Here is a 16,385-nt window from a genome sequence, read left to right on the forward strand (position 1 = left end):
ACCCTTGCATAGTCTAAAGACTGGGTAGGGGCGCCTGAGGACAGGGAGAGGGCGGCTCTCGAGCGCCGTGCCACCGGAGTAGCCATGATCGTGAAGATGTCGCCGTCCGCTTCCGCGGCGCTGTCCTGGATGCCCGTCGCGGCCATGGCCGTGGTCGCCGTCGTGGACGTCACCGCCGGGCCCGGGGTGGGGTTCCTGCCGCTGGTGTCGCTGGGACCGGCGTTCGCGGGGCTGGTCGGCGGCTGGCGGCGTACGGCGGTGATCGGGCTGGTCGCACTGCTGCTGTGCCTGGGTCTCGGCCTGTACAACGGGCTCTTCGACCGCCCCCGCGGCTACACCGCCATGGCATCGGTCGCCGGTGTGACCGGCGTCGGCATCGCGGCGGCCGTGATGCGCTCGCGCCGGGAGGCGGAGCTGGCCAGCGTCCGCTCGATCGCGGAGGTCGCCCAACGGGTCCTGCTGCGCCCGGTACCGCTGACCGCGGGCCCGCTGCAGGCGGCCGTCTCGTACACCTCGGCGCTCGCCGAGGCCCGGATCGGCGGCGACCTGTACGAGGTGGTCGCCTCGCCGCACGGCGTCCGCGTGATCGTCGGCGACGTGCAGGGCAAGGGCCTGGACGCGGTGGAGACCGCGGCCCGCGTCCTCGGCGCCTTCCGGGAGGCGGCGTACGACGAGAAGGACCTGGTCAAGCTCGGCGAGCGGCTGGAACGCAGCGTCGCCCGCGAGTTGGACGACGAGAAGTTCGTGACCGCGATCCTCGCCGAGATCGGCGACGACCACCGGGTCGTCCTCCTCAACTACGGCCACCCGGCGCCGATGGTCGTCCGCGGCGACGGCACCGCCGACTTCCCCCAGCCGCCCGCCTACGCCCTCCCGCTGGGCCTGGCCGCACACGGCGGCCCCGGCCCGGACCCCTTCCCGGTGCCCTTCGGCCCCGGCGACCAACTGCTCCTCTACACCGACGGCGTCACGGAGGCCCGGGACGACCGGGGCGGCTTCTACCCGCTCGCCGAGCGCGCCCGCCTCCTCGACGACCCCGACGTCCACCGCGCCCTGGACGCCCTGCGCGAAGACCTCGTGCGGCACGCGGCGGGGCCGCACCACGACGACGCGGCGATGCTGCTGCTGCGGTACCAGGGCCACGCCCAGGGCCACGAAGGCTCCGGATGCGCCCCCGACGGGCCGGGCGCAGACTGACCGGGTGAGCGGAACGCACACGGAGCGGGACCCGAACACGCTCGGTGCCGGTCGCGCCGCCTCCCAGTCGCTGGCCCTGGCCGCGATGATGTTCGCGGTGGCGATGACCGTTGAGCCGGGCCGATCGGCGCGTGTCGGTGTTTCTGCGTCCTGCGGCATCCCGGCGGGCCGGGCGCCCGACGCTAACCCGCCGGAGGCAGAAGGGCGTTGAGCCGGGCCGCACGGCGCGTCAGGTGGTCGCGCTCGGCGAGGTTGCCGGCCTTGTGGGCCGCCTCGGCGTACAGCCGGGCCGCCGTCGCCAGGTCGCCGTCCCGCTCGTGCAGGTACGCGGCCACCGCGGTGTGCCGGGGCAGCGAGGCGTCCACCGCCGCGAGCGCCGCCAGACCCGCCCGCGGCCCGTCGGCCTCCCCGACGGCCACCGCGCGGTTGAGCCGGACCACCGGGCTGTCGGTCAGGCGGGCCAGCTCGTCGTACCACTCCACGATCTGCACCCAGTCCGTCTCCTCGGCGGTGGGCGCGTCGGCGTGCAGGGCGGCGACGGCCGCCTGGGCCTGGAACTCGCCCAACCGGTCGCGGGCCAGCGCCCCCTGGAGGATCGCCACGCCCTCAGCGATCGACGCGGTGTCCCACCGGCCGCGGTCCTGCTCGGCGAGCGGCACCAGGCTGCCGTCGGACGCGGTCCGCGCGGCGCGGCGCGCGTGGTGGAGCAGCATCAGCGCCAGCAGCCCCGCCACCTCGGGATGGTCGACGGCGGCCGCGAGCTGCCGGGTGAGCCGGATGGCCTCGGCGGCCAGGTCGACGTCGCCCGAGTAGCCCTCGTTGAACACCAGGTAGAGCACCCGCAGTACGGTCGCCACGTCGCCGGGCCGGTCGAACCGCACGCCGGAGACGGTGCGTTTGGCGCGGCTGACGCGCTGCGCCATCGTCGCCTCCGGCACCAGGTAGGCGTGGGCGATCTGACGGGTGGTGAGCCCGCCGACGGCGCGCAGGGTGAGCGCGACCGCCGACGACGGCGTCAACGACGGGTGGGCGCACAGGAAGTAGAGCTGGAGCGTGTCGTCCACCGCGCGGGCCGGGCCGGGCGCCGGTTCCTCGTCCACCCGGTCCTCACGCCTGCGGCGGGCGGTGTCCGACCGGGTCGCGTCGAGGAACCGTCGCCAGGCCACCGCGACCAGCCAGCCCTTCGGGTCCCGCGGCGGATCGGCCGGCCAGGCGCGGACCGCCTCCACCAGGGCGTCCTGGACCGCGTCCTCGGCCGCCGCGAAGTCGGCTCCGCGGCGGACGAGGACACCGAGCACGCTCGGCGTGAGGCTCCTCAGCAGGACCTCGTCCATCTCCCGCATCACTCCGTGACGGTGGGCGGCTCGACCAGGAACGGGCGCAGCTCCAGCCACTCGTGGATCGGCTTCCCGCCCGCGCCGGGGGCGGCCGACAGCTCACCGGCCAGCTCGACGGCGCGCTCGTAGCTGTCGACGTCGATGATCATCCAGCCGGCGATCAGGTCCTTGGTCTCGGCGAACGGCCCGTCCGTGACCGGAGGGCGCCCCTCACCGTCGTACCGGACGAACGTGCCCTCGGGGGCGAGCGCCTGACCGTCGACGAACTCGCCGGTCTTCTCCAGACGGTCGGCGAAGTCCCGCATGTACTGCACGTGCGCCGAGATCTCCTGGGGCGTCCACCGGTCCATCGGCACGTCGTTCACGGCAGCCGGGGCGCCTCGGTAGTGCTTGAGCAGCAGGTACTTGGCCATGGTGCGTCTCCTCGGTGCTGGTGCGGTCCATTGTGGCCGCGTTCACCCCGGGGACGGAGCGGGACCCGGGTTCTCGACATCGCCGTACGGAATTCTTCAGGGAAATTTCCGAGGGCTCGGCCGGTGCTCTGACCTGCGGTGTCGCACGTCTGGCGCTTACTGGCGTCGCGTGGTGCCAGTTGGCGCCATGAACCCCCTTGCGTGTGGCGCCACAATGGTGCCATGATGACGTCATCGACTTCAGCGGTACGTCGGAACCCACCGCACTTCTCGTCCCCATTCACTCCAGCCTCCGAACGGGAGGGCCCCATGCCTTCAACTGTCATGCCCACATCCGGCCAGGGTGCCGGTCCCGCGCCGGCCGCGATCTCCGCCGTCGGCCTGCGCAAGTCCTTCGGTGACAAGGTCGTCCTGGACGGCATCGACCTGCGCATCCCGGCCGGGTCCGTGTTCGCGCTGCTCGGGCCGAACGGGGCGGGCAAGACCACCGCCGTCAAGATCCTGTCCACCCTGATCACCACCGACGGCGGCCAGGCCCAGGTCGGCGGCCACGACCTCGGCACCGACCCGCAGGCCGTGCGCGCCGCGATCGGCGTCACCGGCCAGTTCTCCGCCGTGGACGGGCTGATCACCGGCGAGGAGAACATGCTCCTGATGGCGGACCTGAACCACCTGTCCAAGGCCGAGGGGCGGCGGGTCGCCGCCGAACTGCTGGAGCGCTTCGACCTCGTCGAGGCCGCGAAGAAGCCCGCCTCCACCTACTCCGGCGGCATGAAGCGTCGCCTGGACATCGCCATGACCCTGGTGGGCAACCCGCGCATCATCTTCCTCGACGAGCCCACCACCGGCCTCGACCCCCGTTCCCGGCACAACATGTGGCGGATCATCCGCGAACTCGTCAACGGCGGCACCACCGTCTTCCTCACCACCCAGTACCTGGAGGAGGCCGACGAACTCGCCGACCGCATCGCCGTCCTCAACGACGGCCGGATCGCCGCCGAGGGCAGCGCCGAAGAGCTCAAGCGCATCGTCCCGGGCGGCCACGTCCGCCTCCGCTTCACCGACCCCGCCGCCTACCGCGACGCCACCGCCGCCCTCGCCGACGTCGCCCGCGACGACGAGGCCCTCACCCTCCAGATCCCCAACGACGGCAGCCAGCGCGAACTGCGCACCGTCCTGGACCGGCTCGACGCCGCCGGTATCGAGGCCGACGAACTGACCGTGCACACCCCCGACCTCGACGACGTCTTCTTCGCCCTCACCGGCTCCACCACCGTCCCCGCCCAGGCCGACCAGTCCAAGGAGACCGTCCGATGAGCACCCTCGCCCTCACGCTGCGCGACTCGTCCACCATGCTCCGGCGGAACCTGCTGCACGCCCGCCGCTACCCGTCCCTCACCCTGAACCTGCTGCTCACCCCGGTCATGCTGCTCCTGCTCTTCGTCTACATCTTCGGCGACACGATGAGCGCGGGCATGGGCGGCGGCGCGGACCGCGACGCCTACGTCGCCTACCTCGTCCCCGGGCTGATCCTGATGACCATCGGCAGCACCACGATCGGTACGGCCGTCTCCGTCTCCAACGACATGACCGAGGGCATCATCGCCCGCTTCCGCACCATGGCGATCCACCGCGGCTCGGTCCTCGTCGGGCACGTCGTCGGCAGCGTGCTCCAGTCCATCCTCAGCGTCGTCTTCGTCGGCGTCGTCGCCCTCGCGATCGGCTTCCGCTCCACCGACGCCACGGCCCTGGAGTGGCTGGCCGCGTTCGGACTGCTCGTGGTCTTCGCCATGGCGCTCACCTGGATCGCCGTCGGCATGGGCCTGATCAGCCCCAACGTCGAGGCCGCCAGCAACAACGCCCTGCCGCTGATCTTCCTCCCGCTCATCTCCAGCACCTTCGTGCCGATCGACGCGATGCCGGGCTGGTTCCAGCCGATCGCCGAGTACCAGCCCTTCACCCCGGCCATCGAGACCCTGCGCGGCCTGCTGCTCGGCACCGAGATCGGGCACAACGGGTGGCTGGCCCTCGTCTGGTGCGTGGCTCTCACCGTGCTCGGCTACTTCTGGTCCAAGTCGGTCTTCGACCGCGACCCGAGGTAGTACCGGAGCGGCTCCCCGCTCCACCGTCCCAGGGCGGCGCACCCCGACACCGAGTCGGAGTGCGCCGCCTCTTTGGCGACATGACTGACGCCCGCTGACGCCTGCTGATGCCAACTGACACCGCCTGGCGCCATAAAGGCTCGCAATGGCATCATGTGTGTGCCATAGTGGTGCCATCGAGACGCAGGGAATCTACAGGGGGGCCGAACCATGGAGAAGGTGACCGCGCCGAGCGCGCGCAGCCGGCAGCAGAAGGCGCCCGGCGCCCTCACCGCCTTCGCCCGCTTCGTCCTCTGCGGCGGCGGGGTGGGACTGGCCTCCAGCGTCGCCGTGGCGGCCTTCGCCGCCTGGCTGCCCTGGGCCCTGGCCAACGCCGTGATCACCGTGGTCTCGACGCTCCTCGCCACCGAGCTGCACGCCCGCTTCACCTTCGGCGCCGGCGGGCGCGCGACCTGGCGCCAGCACACGCAGTCCGCCGGATCGGCGGCGGCCGCGTACGCGGCGACCTGCGCGGCGATGCTCGCCCTGCACCAGCTGGTGGCGGCGCCCGGCGCGGTGCTGGAGCAGGTCGTCTACCTGTCCGCCTCCGCGCTCGCCGGCGTCGCGCGCTTCGCCGTGCTGCGGCTCGTCGTCTTCGCACGGAACCGCACGCAGCCCGCGGCCACGCAGTCCGCGCCCACGCAGTCCGCGGCCACGCAGTCCGCGGCCACGGAGCGCCGGGCGCCCTCGGCCGGCCGGTACCACAGGTGCGGGTTGCCGACGAGCGTCGCGGGGCCCGCCGTGACCCGGCACGGGCGCGTCGTCGCGGCTTCCCGTGCCGCTGACGGCAGGCACCCCGTCAGGGAAGCGTCAAAGGCGTTCGGGTCGACGTATGGAAGCCATCAACGGTGGCCGAATCCGGCCAAGAAGGAGCTTTCCTCGACTTGTCAGTTGCCTGCCCGAACCTCATGAGGAGTTGCGATGGCCGACGTGGCCTTCGTCGTCACCACGATCGCGGTGTTCGCGCTCGTGGCTCTCGTCGCCAAGGGGGTGACGAAGCTGTGACCGCCGAGAACATCGTCGGCCTGATCGTGGCCGTCGCCCTCCTGGGTTACCTCGTCCTCGCCCTGATCCACCCGGAGAGGTTCTGAGCACCACATGAGCCCCGTCCTCGCCGGCGTCCTCCAGCTGCTCGCGCTCATCGCCGCGCTGGCGCTCGCCTACATACCCCTCGGCAACCACATGGCCAGGGTCTACTCCTCCGACCAGCACTGGCGCGTCGAGAAGTGGATCTACAAGGGCATCGGTGCCGATCCGGACCGGGAGATGCGCTGGCCCGCGTACCTGCGCGGCGTGCTCGCCTTCTCCCTAGCCGGCGTCCTCTTCCTGTACCTGCTCCAGCGGCTCCAGGGCGTGCTCCCCGGCTCCCTCGGCTTCGCCGCCATCGACCCGGACCAGGCGTTCAACACCGCCGTGTCCTTCGTGACCAACACCAACTGGCAGTCGTACTACGGCGAACAGGCCATGGGCCACGTCGTGCAGACCGCCGGCCTCGCCGTGCAGAACTTCGTCTCCGCCGCCGTCGGCATGGCCGTGGCCGTCGCCTTGGTGCGCGGCTTCGCCCGTTCCCGCTCGGGTGAGCTGGGCAACTTCTGGTCCGACCTGGTGCGCGGTGTCGTCCGCGTCCTGGTGCCGATCGCCGCGGTCGCCGCCGTCGTCCTGGTCGCCTGCGGAGCCATCCAGAACTTCTCCGGCATCCACGAGGTCGGTCAGTTCCTGGGGGACCCGCAGCAGTGGAACGGCGGCGCGGTCGCCTCCCAGGAGGCCATCAAGGAGCTGGGCACCAACGGCGGCGGCTACTTCAACGCCAACTCCGCCCACCCCTTCGAGAACCCGACGCCCTTCTCGAACCTGTTCGAGATCTTCCTCATCCTGCTCATCCCGTTCGCCCTGACCCGGACCTTCGGCCTCATGGTGGGCTCGGTCCGCCAGGGCTACGCGATCCTCGGCACGATGGGCGCCATCTGGTTCGGTTTCACCGCCCTGATGATGTGGACCGAGTTCGCCCACAACGGACCGGCCCTGGACCTCGCGGGCGCGTCGATGGAGGGCAAGGAGCTGCGCTTCGGCGTGGGCGGCTCGTCGATCTTCGCGGTGGCGACCACCCTCACCTCCACGGGCGCGGTGGACTCCTTCCACTCCTCGTTCACCGGACTGGGCGGCGGCATCACCATGCTCGGCATGATGCTGGGCGAGATCGCGCCCGGCGGCACCGGCTCGGGCCTGTACGGCATGCTGATCATGGCGGTCATCGCGGTGTTCATCGCCGGTCTGATGGTCGGCCGCACCCCCGAGTACCTGGGCAAGAAGATCGGCACCCGCGAGATCAAGTTCGCGGCCTGCTACATCCTCATCACGCCCGCCCTGGTCCTGGTCTTCACCGCCGCGGCCATGGCCCTGCCCACCCCGGGCAACTCGATGACCAACAGCGGGGCGCACGGGTTCTCCGAGATCCTCTACGCCTACACGTCGGCCTCGAACAACAACGGCTCCGCCTTCGCCGGCCTGAACGCCGACACGCAGTGGTTCAACACCACCCTCGGCCTCGCCATGCTGCTCGGCCGCTTCCTGCCGATGGTGTTCGTCCTGGCGCTCGCCGGATCCCTCGCCCAGCAGAAGCCCGTGCCCGCCTCCGTCGGCACCCTGCGCACCGAGAAGCCGCTGTTCACCGGCCTGCTCGTCGGCGCCATCCTGATCATCACCGGTCTGACCTACTTCCCGGCCCTCGCGCTGGGCCCGCTCGCCGAAGGGCTGGCGGCATGACCACCGACGCGCAGACGACCGACATCCAGACGTCCTGTATCCAGACGCCCGACACCCAGAAGACCGGCACCACCCAGAAGACCGACCCCCAGAAGCACGAGGACGCCATGTCCACAGCCACCCCGACCAGGGCGCCGCACGGCGACGCGCCCACCGGGCACAAACCGGAGGAAGGCCGCGTCGGCGCGGGCCTCTTCGACCCCGGGCAGCTCGGCAGGTCGCTGCCCGACGCCTTCCGCAAGCTGGACCCGCGCGTGATGGTGAAGTCGCCCGTCATGTTCGTCGTCCTCGTCGGCTCCGTCCTGACCACGGCGTTCTCCTTCACGGACCCCGGCGACTGGTTCGGCTGGACCATCAGCGCCTGGCTCTGGCTGACCGTGATCTTCGCCAACCTCGCGGAGGCCGTCGCCGAGGGCCGCGGCAAGGCGCAGGCCGACACCCTGCGCAAGGCCAAGACCGACACCGTCGCCCGCCGCCTGTTGGACGGGCGCGAGGAACAAGTGCCGGGCACCGAGCTGAGGATCGGCGACCTCGTGGTCTGCGAGGCCGGCGACATCATCCCCGGTGACGGCGATGTCGCCGAGGGCGTCGCCTCCGTCGACGAGTCGGCGATCACCGGCGAGTCCGCGCCCGTCATCCGCGAGTCCGGCGGTGACCGGTCCGCGGTCACCGGCGGCACCAAGGTGCTCTCCGACCGGATCGTCGTCAGGATCACGACGAAGCCGGGGGAGACCTTCATCGACCGGATGATCAACCTGGTGGAGGGCGCGGCCCGGCAGAAGACGCCGAACGAGGTCGCGCTGAACATCCTGCTGGCCTCGCTGACCGTCGTCTTCCTGCTGGCCTGCGCCACCCTGCCGCCCCTCGCGAACTACGCGGGCACCGACCTGACGATGGTCGTGCTGGTGGCGCTGCTGGTCTGCCTCATCCCGACCACCATCGGCGCCCTGCTCTCCGCGATCGGCATCGCGGGCATGGACCGGCTCGTGCAGCGCAACGTACTCGCGATGTCCGGCCGCGCGGTCGAGGCGGCCGGCGACGTCTCCACGCTGCTGCTGGACAAGACCGGCACCATCACGCTCGGCAACCGGCAGGCCGCCGAGTTCGTGCCGGTCGGCGGCGCCACCGAGGCCCGGCTGGCGGACGCCGCGCAGCTCTCCTCGCTGGCCGACGAGACGCCCGAGGGCCGCTCCGTCGTCGTCCTGGCCAAGGAGAGGTACGGGCTGCGCGAGCGGGACCGGGGCGAGCTGGTGGGCGCCGAGTGGATCGAGTTCACCGCCCAGACCCGGATGTCGGGCGTGGACGTCGACGGCCGCAAGGTCCGCAAGGGCGCGGCCGGTTCCGTCACCGCCTGGGTCCGGGAGCGCGGCGGCACGGTGGCCGAGGGCGCCGACGCCGCCGCCGACCGCATCTCCGGGGCGGGCGGGACCCCGCTGCTGGTCGCCGTGGAGGACGGCGACGGCGCCCGCGTCCTCGGGGTGATCCACCTCAAGGACGTGGTCAAGCAGGGCATGCGGGAGCGGTTCGAGGAACTGCGGCGCATGGGCATCAAGACCGTCATGATCACCGGCGACAACCCGCTGACGGCCAAGGCGATCGCCGAAGAGGCAGGCGTCGACGACTTCCTCGCGGAGGCCACCCCCGAGGACAAGATGGCCCTGATCAAGCGGGAGCAGGCCGGCGGAAAGCTGGTCGCGATGACCGGCGACGGCACCAACGACGCGCCCGCGCTCGCGCAGGCCGACGTAGGCGTCGCGATGAACACGGGTACGTCGGCCGCCAAGGAGGCCGGCAACATGGTCGACCTCGACTCCAACCCGACCAAGCTCATCGAGATCGTCGAGATCGGCAAGCAACTCCTCATCACCCGCGGCGCCCTGACGACGTTCTCCATCGCCAACGACGTCGCCAAGTACTTCGCGATCATCCCGGCGCTGTTCGCGGCCGTCTACCCGGGCCTCGACAAGCTCAACATCATGCGGCTGTCCTCGCCGGACTCCGCGATCCTCTCCGCGGTGATCTTCAACGCGCTGGTCATCGTCGCGCTGGTGCCGCTCGCCCTCAAGGGCGTGCGCTATCGGCCGGTCAGCGCGGACAAGCTGCTCCGCCGCAACCTCGCCGTCTACGGCCTGGGCGGGCTGATCGCCCCCTTCGTCGGCATCAAGGCCATCGACCTGCTCATCTCCCTCATCCCCGGAATCGGCTGACCGCCATGAACAACTCCGTATCGAACACCGCCCGGATGCTCGGGGCGGGCCTGCGCGCCCTGCTCGTGCTGACCGTGGTCACCGGCGTCATCTACCCGCTGGCCGTCACCGGCATCGCCCAGGGACTCTTCCCCGGCAAGGCGAACGGCTCCGAGATCGAGGCGGACGGCAAGGTCGTCGGCTCCTCGCTGATCGGGCAGGCCTACAACCTCCCCCTGAAGAAGGGCCAGGAGACCCCGGAGCCCGACCTCAAGTGGTTCCAGGGCCGCCCGCAGAACGGCCTCGGCAGCAACAGCGTCAACACCCAGTACCAGCTCATCCTGTCCGGAGCCACCAACCGCTCCGCCGACAACGCCGAACTCGTCCAGTGGGTCAAGGAGGCCAAGGCCGCCGTCGTCAAGGACAACTCCGTGCCCGGTCACCCCGTCAGGCCCTCGGACGTGCCCGCGGACGCCGTCACCTCCTCCGGCTCCGGCCTCGACCCGGCCATCTCCCCGAAATACGCCGACCTCCAGGTCCACCGCGTCGCCGAGAAGAACGGCCTGCCCCCCGGCCGGGTGCGGAAGCTGGTCGCCGAGCACACCGAGGGCCGCACCCTCGGCTTCATGGGCGAGCCCCGGGTGAACGTGCTCGAACTCAACATCGCCCTCAAGGAACTCGCGGCCGACCGCTGATGCCCTTACCCGTACGCCGACGGAGCCGGCCGCCCGGAACCTTCCCCGGGCCGCCGGCTCCCCATGCACCGAACCCCAGCGCCCGGCTCCGCCCCCGCGCACGACAGGAAAGGCGCACACCGATGACCCGGGTGCTGGTCGTGGAGGACGACCCCCAGCTCGTCCGCGCACTCGTCCTCAACATGCGGGCCCGCCGCTACGGCGTCGACGCGGCACCCGACGGCACCACCGCCCTGCGCCTGGCCCAGGCCCGTCGGCCCGACGTCGTCGTCCTCGACCTCGGACTCCCGGACATGGACGGCGTCCACATCATCAGGACACTGCGCGGCTGGACCCGTATACCGATCCTGGTGCTCTCGGCCCGCAGGGCCTCCGGCGAGAAGGTCGCCGCCCTCGACGCGGGCGCCGACGACTACATCACCAAGCCCTTCAGCATGGACGAACTCCTGGCCCGCCTGCGCGCCGCCGTCCGCCGTACCGAGACGGAACCCGACGCCGCCGCGGCGACGCTGGTCACCACGGACGACTTCACCGTCGACCTGACCGCGAAGAAGGTCCGCAGGTCCGGCCGCGACATCCGCCTCACCCCGACGGAATGGCACCTGCTGGAGATCCTGGTCACCCACCCCGGCCGCCTCATCAGCCAGAAGCACCTGCTGCGCGAGGTCTGGGGCGAGGCACGCGGCAACAAGACCAACTACCTGCGGGTCTACATGGCCCAACTGCGCCGAAAACTCGAGACCGACCCGTCCCACCCCCGCTACCTCGTCACCGAGGCCGGGATGGGCTACCGCTTCGAGGGGTGAGCAAATGAAGCGGATCTTCTACGTGCTCCTGCTCGCCGCGGCGGCCATGTTCGCCGTCGGCCTCCTCACCGACGCGTTCTGGCTGCTCGGGATCGGCGCCTGGACGCTGATCGCGGCGCTGCTCGTCGAGTTGGTCTACCGGCCCTGAGGGGGCGCTGAGCTCCCGGACGGTCAGGCCCGTTCGGCAGGGGCCGTGCGCGGCCGGCGCTGGCAGGTCATCGCTTGGCCATCAACGAAGCCCGACCGTCGGTTAGACCCCGGACGAATCTCCGGGCCGCCCCCAGACAGGTCGGGGATGCAACCATTCCCTCCAGAGCTGGAACCCCCGGAAGCCGGCCGCGCACTTGGAACCATAGACGCAGGCACTGACAACCGAACTGCCAGTACGCTCCTGCCCCGCCGACTGCGTCAGCATCCCGTCAACATCGCCCGGGTCACCGTCAGCGTCCCGTCAGGGATCGCGCCGGACGCGGGGCCACCGGGCATAGCGTCGATGAAGAGCCCCGGCCCGCCTCCCCGCGCCCGGGGCCCAGACCACCCGCCCCCCACCTCACCCCCCCCGCGCTCGGCGCAGACTCCGGGAGGACCCCATGGCACAACCCCTGTACGGCGAGGACCCCGAGCCCTCCGAACGATTCCCGGCCGGACCCCTGTACGTCCCGGTCCGGCCGGGCCCCTCCGGATGCACGACCCGGCTCTTCCGCACACCGCTGGGCCGCCGCACGGCCGTCGCTTTCACCTCCGAGCGCACGCTCGCCGCCACCCTCGGCCCCGGCCAGGCGTGGATCCGCCTCGCCGAGCCCGCGTTGCGCGCGCTGACCGCGCCGCTCGGCGTCACCACCGTCACGCTCGACCCGCAGTTCGCCGCCCCGGCAGCCGCGCCGGCCGGCGCCGCGTTCGCCGTACGGCCGCCCGTCCCCGCACTGCGGGCCGGCTGAGAGGGGTTGCCCAGCATGACCACCGTCCACGTACCCGCGGCCCGCGCCGCCCGCGCCGACCTCTCGGTCTGGCCCGCGTCCACCACCGACTTCGCGCACGGCGACCTCTCCGTGGGCGGCGTCCCCCTCACGCAGCTCGCCGACCGCTTCGGCACCCCGGTCTACGTCCTCGACGAGGCCGAGGTCCGCGAACGCTGCCGCACCTACCGGCACGCCTTCCCCGACGCCGAGATCCACTACGCCGCCAAGGCGTTCCTGTGCCGGGCCATGGCCCACTGGATGGACGAGGAGGGCCTCGGCCTGGACGTCTGCTCCGCCGGCGAACTGGAACTCGCCGTCACCACCGGCTTCCCGCCCGAGCGCATCGTCCTGCACGGCAACGCCAAGTCCCCGCGCGACCTCGACGCCGCCCTGCGCCTCGGCGTGGGCCGCATCGTCATCGACTCGCCGTCGGAGATCGCGCGGCTGGCCGCCGCCGTGGGCCCGGACGGCCACCAGAAGGTGATGGTCCGCGTGATACCCGGCATCGGCGCGGGCGGCCACGAGAAGATCCGGACCGGCACGGACGACCAGAAGTTCGGCCTGTCGATCTCCGACGGCTACGCGCAGCACGCCATCGCCCGGATACTCGACCAGCCGCAGCTGCGGCTCACGGGCCTGCACTGCCATCTGGGCTCCCAGATCACCAGCGTCAAGCCGTACCTCGTCGCCGTACGCCGCATGGTCGGCCTGATGATGCGTCTGCACGAGCAGCACGGCCTGGTCCTGCCCGAACTCGACCTCGGAGGCGGCCACGGCATCGCGTACCGCCCCGGTGAACAGGCCCTGGACCTGACGGCCCTGGCCCGCCGGGTCCGCGCGGAACTGTCCGACGCGTGCGCCACGGCCGGCGTCCCCGTCCCCCGCCTGATCATCGAACCGGGCCGGGCCATCGCAGGCCCCGCGGGCGTCGCCCTCTACCGCGTCCTGGCCGTCAAACACACCGGCGACAAGGTCTTCGTCGCCGTGGACGGCGGCATGAGCGACAACCCCCGCCCGGCCCTGTACGGCGTCCGCTACGCCCCCCTCCTCGCAGGCCGCCACAGCACGGCCGCCCCGGCCCGGGTGACCGTGGTGGGCCGCCACTGCGAGGCGGGCGACGTGCTCGCCGCCGACGTGGAACTCCCCGGCGACGTACACCCCGGCGACCTGCTCGCCGTACCCGTCGCCGGCGCGTACCACCTCTCCATGGCCTCGACCTACAACCTCGTCGGCCGCCCACCGGTCGCCGCGGTATACGACGGCCACGCCCGGCTCCTGGTCCGGCGGGAGTCGTTGGAGGACATCAGGGGACGCGACGTGGGGCTGTGACGACGTACGCCGACGGGGGCCGGGGGATCACCCCGGCCCCCTTGGGGCATTTACGCGACTCGTTCAGCCGCTCAGAAGTAGTGCTTTCGGCCGCCGACCGCCCGTCCGGTCGCCCCGAGAATCCAGAGGACCGCACCGACCACGATGAGCACTCCGCCAACCGTGGTCAGCAGCGATACGCCGACGAGCAGGCCGATGATGAGCAGAATGAGCCCAATGACAATCATTGCGAATCCGATCTGTCGAGTCTCCACGAGGCCCTGGGCCTCCTGACGGAAGGTCCGTAGCGTCGCTTGTTCGTCAGCCTCGATACTCGAACCGAGTGCGGTACCGGAGCACCACGCCCGACGGGTGGAGGTTGTGTAGCGTGCTCCCTCCGTGTGCCCTGCCATGACTGGCACATGCCCGGAGAAGGCGGCCGGTCCAGCACACCGGGCTGCGCGGGGACACCAAGCTCGTCGGGATCGACTTCCGCGTGCGGAACGCGAAGCTGTACGGCGTCGGTGACAAGGGCGGCATCTACAACCGGCTGCGGGTCATCTCCTGCACCGGGCAGAACCTGCGGCACCACATCGACGACCCCGCCGCCCCGCGCACCACCACCGTCGACGGCAGGCTGACCAATCCCACCATGCCGCCGTCCAGGGCCAAGGGGGTCACGGGCGCCGCCTACACGCCGACCGGCTGTACGAGGTGAACCTGCTCAACGGCAAGGCCATGGACAAGGGCGCGTTCCCGAAGAAGTACCGCATCCTCGCGGCGTCGGTGACGTGCCGCGGGCCCGGGCCAGTGGTCACATCGGTCGGTGACGAGCCGCCCCGGGGGATCGCCGCGAGTCGCGCGCAAGGAACGCGGCAAGAACACGGCCGGGATCGACCCGTGACCAATCCGGTCGCCTGCCTCGCTTCGGATTACCTCCAACAGCCGTCCACCCCCGGGCGCGCCGTGAGGAAGGAAGTAACCGCGTGAGGAACCGACGCATCGCACGGATAGCCGCACTCACCGCACTGCCCGCAGCCGTGGCCCTCTCCGCCGCGACCCCCGCCCTGGCCGCGGACAGCCAGGCCTACCAGATCAACCTCGAGCAGCTGAACGACTCGGGCGCGAGCGGCACCGCCATGGTCAGCCTGGAAGGCACCCGACTCACGGTGAAGATCCAGGCCGAGGGCCTGGTACCCGGAGCGCCGCACGCACAGCACATCCACGGCTCGACCAAGGGCATGGACTTCCACTGTCCCGACGCGAGCGCCGACAAGAACGGCGACAAGATCGTCTCCACCGTGGAAGGGCTGCCTTCCTACGGCGACATCAACATCTCGCTCACCACCAGCGGGGACACGAACAAGGACAGCGGCCTCGCGGTCGACCGGATGCCCACCGCGGACAAGGACGGCAAGCTGTCCTACGAGCGCACCATCAGCGTCTCGCAGGCCGTCGCCGACCACTTCAAGGACCTGCACATCGTCCAGCACGGCATCGACGCCAACGACAACGGGAAGTACGACGCGGACGCGGGCAAGAGCGAACTCGACCCCAAGCTCCCCCTGGAAGCCACCGCCCCCGCCAGCTGCGGCATGGTGAAGGGAGCCTCCATCGGCGAGATGCCCGAGGGTGGAGTCGAGACCGGCACCGCCTCGACCGACGGTGGCGACAACGGGCAGATGATGGCCCTCGGTGGAGCCGGCCTGATGGCTGCCGCCGTCGGAGCGGTGGTCGTGTGGCGCCGCACCAGTGAGCGCTGACCGGGCCGCCCCGTGAATCAACGGCCTTCCCGGCGGCGCCTGCTGCTCGTGGTCTGCGCGGGGATCGCGGTGCTCTCCGCCGTCGCCCTCGCCGCGGGCCTGTGGCGCGGCGCCGAGGAGTCCCGCACAGCACCTCCGGCCCCGTCGGTCACCACCCCGACCGGGCCGGAGGCCCACGCCACCAACACCCCCCGGGCGAAGGGGCACCGGCACGACGCCGCTGACGGCCGGCCCGCCGCGTCCCTGCCCCGGTCCGCCCCCACCAAGGTGAGCGTCCCCGCCATCGGCGTCTCCTCCGCGCTGGAGGAACTCGGGCGCGACCGCGACGGCGCGATGCAGACCCCGCGCGACCCCGACCTGGCCGGCTGGTACACGCCCGGACCCGCACCGGGCCAGCGCGGCCCCGCCGTCATCGCCGGGCACGTCACCTGGGACGGCGACCGATCGGTCTTCTACCGCCTCGGCGAACTCGCCCCCGGAGACACCGTCACCGTCGACCGGGAGGACGGACGGACCGCGACCTTCACCGTGGACCGGGTCGAGCAGTACGCGAAGGACGCGTTCCCCACCGTCGAGGTCTACCGCGACCTGGACCACGCCGGCCTCCGGCTCATCACCTGCGCCGGTGACTATTCCGCCGCCGAACGCCGGTACGCCGACAACATCGTCGTGTACGCCACGCTCACCCACAGCGAATAAAAAGGCGCCGCCAGAATCTCGATTCTGGGCATCGAGGGCGAACTGACACTGGCACAGGAGCGGGTGCGGCGACTGGACGCGGAGGTGCGGGTACTGAACCAGCAGGTGCGCCTGCTGC

The 16,385-nt window shown here is 71.4% G+C and carries 17 protein-coding genes and 2 pseudogenes; 16 read left to right on the top strand and 3 right to left on the bottom strand.

All coding sequences use genetic code 11. From position 1 onward, the window contains the following. The first annotated feature begins 84 nt into the window (after positions 1 to 84). The gene (locus tag ACFWR9_RS19035) at positions 85 to 1,197 is read left to right on the top strand and encodes a PP2C family protein-serine/threonine phosphatase (RefSeq protein WP_383843260.1); all 1,113 of its coding nucleotides are present in this window, start codon (positions 85 to 87) and stop codon (positions 1,195 to 1,197) included. A 182-nt stretch (positions 1,198 to 1,379) separates the two neighbouring features. Here the strand turns inward: ACFWR9_RS19035 and ACFWR9_RS19040 are convergent, their stop codons facing one another. Both ACFWR9_RS19040 and ACFWR9_RS19045 read right to left on the bottom strand, forming a co-directional pair. Continuing rightward, a complete protein-coding gene (locus tag ACFWR9_RS19040; protein ID WP_383843304.1) occupies positions 1,380 to 2,531 on the bottom strand; it encodes an RNA polymerase sigma factor in 1,152 nt (383 codons plus the stop codon). Positions 2,532 to 2,539: 8 nt separating this feature from the next. Next, positions 2,540 to 2,947, bottom strand: coding sequence for a YciI family protein (locus ACFWR9_RS19045; protein WP_383843263.1), 408 nt, complete (start codon positions 2,945 to 2,947; stop codon positions 2,540 to 2,542). Positions 2,948 to 3,271: 324 nt separating this feature from the next. On the opposite strand from ACFWR9_RS19045, the gene ACFWR9_RS19050 reads away from it, so the two are divergent. From ACFWR9_RS19050 to lysA, 11 genes and pseudogenes are all read left to right on the top strand, one after another. After that, on the top strand, positions 3,272 to 4,264 hold the full coding sequence (locus ACFWR9_RS19050; RefSeq protein WP_383843307.1) for an ATP-binding cassette domain-containing protein: 993 nt from the start codon (positions 3,272 to 3,274) through the stop codon (positions 4,262 to 4,264). Continuing rightward, a complete protein-coding gene (locus ACFWR9_RS19055; protein ID WP_383843267.1) occupies positions 4,261 to 5,049 on the top strand; it encodes an ABC transporter permease in 789 nt (262 codons plus the stop codon). Before ACFWR9_RS19050 ends, ACFWR9_RS19055 begins: the two co-directional genes overlap by 4 nt. Before the next feature lie 210 nt (positions 5,050 to 5,259). Continuing rightward, positions 5,260 to 5,745: pseudogene (locus ACFWR9_RS19060) on the top strand (GtrA family protein); the annotation flags it as partial. A 344-nt stretch (positions 5,746 to 6,089) separates the two neighbouring features. Then, positions 6,090 to 6,179 carry a K(+)-transporting ATPase subunit F gene (gene kdpF / locus ACFWR9_RS19065; protein ID WP_037922167.1) on the top strand — a complete coding sequence of 30 codons (90 nt, stop codon included), beginning with the start codon at positions 6,090 to 6,092 and terminating at the stop codon, positions 6,177 to 6,179. 7 nt (positions 6,180 to 6,186) lie between these two features. Then, on the top strand, positions 6,187 to 7,851 hold the full coding sequence (gene kdpA / locus ACFWR9_RS19070; RefSeq protein WP_383843271.1) for a potassium-transporting ATPase subunit KdpA: 1,665 nt from the start codon (positions 6,187 to 6,189) through the stop codon (positions 7,849 to 7,851). A 107-nt stretch (positions 7,852 to 7,958) separates the two neighbouring features. Then, the gene (gene kdpB, locus ACFWR9_RS19075) at positions 7,959 to 10,058 is read left to right on the top strand and encodes a potassium-transporting ATPase subunit KdpB (RefSeq protein WP_383843310.1); all 2,100 of its coding nucleotides are present in this window, start codon (positions 7,959 to 7,961) and stop codon (positions 10,056 to 10,058) included. A gap of 5 nt (positions 10,059 to 10,063) precedes the next feature. Beyond that, positions 10,064 to 10,732: a potassium-transporting ATPase subunit C gene (locus tag ACFWR9_RS19080; protein WP_383843274.1), complete on the top strand. Its 669-nt coding sequence runs from the start codon at positions 10,064 to 10,066 to the stop codon at positions 10,730 to 10,732. 122 nt (positions 10,733 to 10,854) lie between these two features. Further along, positions 10,855 to 11,538, top strand: a complete 684-nt coding sequence (locus tag ACFWR9_RS19085; RefSeq protein ID WP_383843277.1) for a response regulator — start codon at positions 10,855 to 10,857, stop codon at positions 11,536 to 11,538. Between the two features lie 4 nt (positions 11,539 to 11,542). Beyond that, positions 11,543 to 11,686: a hypothetical protein gene (locus tag ACFWR9_RS19090; protein ID WP_383843280.1), complete on the top strand. Its 144-nt coding sequence runs from the start codon at positions 11,543 to 11,545 to the stop codon at positions 11,684 to 11,686. A 442-nt stretch (positions 11,687 to 12,128) separates the two neighbouring features. After that, on the top strand, positions 12,129 to 12,476 hold the full coding sequence (locus ACFWR9_RS19095) for an SAV_915 family protein (RefSeq protein ID WP_383843283.1): 348 nt from the start codon (positions 12,129 to 12,131) through the stop codon (positions 12,474 to 12,476). Positions 12,477 to 12,491: 15 nt separating this feature from the next. Next, positions 12,492 to 13,826, top strand: coding sequence for a diaminopimelate decarboxylase (gene lysA, locus ACFWR9_RS19100; protein ID WP_383843286.1), 1,335 nt, complete (start codon positions 12,492 to 12,494; stop codon positions 13,824 to 13,826). A 71-nt stretch (positions 13,827 to 13,897) separates the two neighbouring features. On the opposite strand, the gene ACFWR9_RS19105 is transcribed toward lysA, so the two are convergent. Then, positions 13,898 to 14,080 (bottom strand): hypothetical protein, encoded by a 183-nt coding sequence (locus tag ACFWR9_RS19105; protein ID WP_383843313.1) that lies wholly within the window; start codon positions 14,078 to 14,080, stop codon positions 13,898 to 13,900. A gap of 170 nt (positions 14,081 to 14,250) precedes the next feature. On the opposite strand from ACFWR9_RS19105, the pseudogene ACFWR9_RS19110 reads away from it, so the two are divergent. The 4 genes and pseudogenes from ACFWR9_RS19110 to ACFWR9_RS19125 form a co-directional block, all read left to right on the top strand. Continuing rightward, positions 14,251 to 14,502 (top strand): annotated as a pseudogene (locus tag ACFWR9_RS19110) (DUF4394 domain-containing protein); the annotation flags it as partial. A 17-nt stretch (positions 14,503 to 14,519) separates the two neighbouring features. Beyond that, the gene (locus tag ACFWR9_RS19115) at positions 14,520 to 14,795 is read left to right on the top strand and encodes a hypothetical protein (RefSeq protein WP_383843289.1); all 276 of its coding nucleotides are present in this window, start codon (positions 14,520 to 14,522) and stop codon (positions 14,793 to 14,795) included. Then, positions 14,792 to 15,568 carry a hypothetical protein gene (locus tag ACFWR9_RS19120; RefSeq protein ID WP_383843292.1) on the top strand — a complete coding sequence of 259 codons (777 nt, stop codon included), beginning with the start codon at positions 14,792 to 14,794 and terminating at the stop codon, positions 15,566 to 15,568. The genes ACFWR9_RS19115 and ACFWR9_RS19120 overlap by 4 nt, the downstream gene beginning before the upstream one ends. A gap of 12 nt (positions 15,569 to 15,580) precedes the next feature. Then, positions 15,581 to 16,267, top strand: coding sequence for a class F sortase (locus ACFWR9_RS19125; RefSeq protein WP_383843295.1), 687 nt, complete (start codon positions 15,581 to 15,583; stop codon positions 16,265 to 16,267). Positions 16,268 to 16,385 lie beyond the last annotated feature (118 nt).

Source organism: Streptomyces sp. NPDC058534 (assembly GCF_042717365.1).
GTDB lineage: Bacteria > Actinomycetota > Actinomycetes > Streptomycetales > Streptomycetaceae > Streptomyces.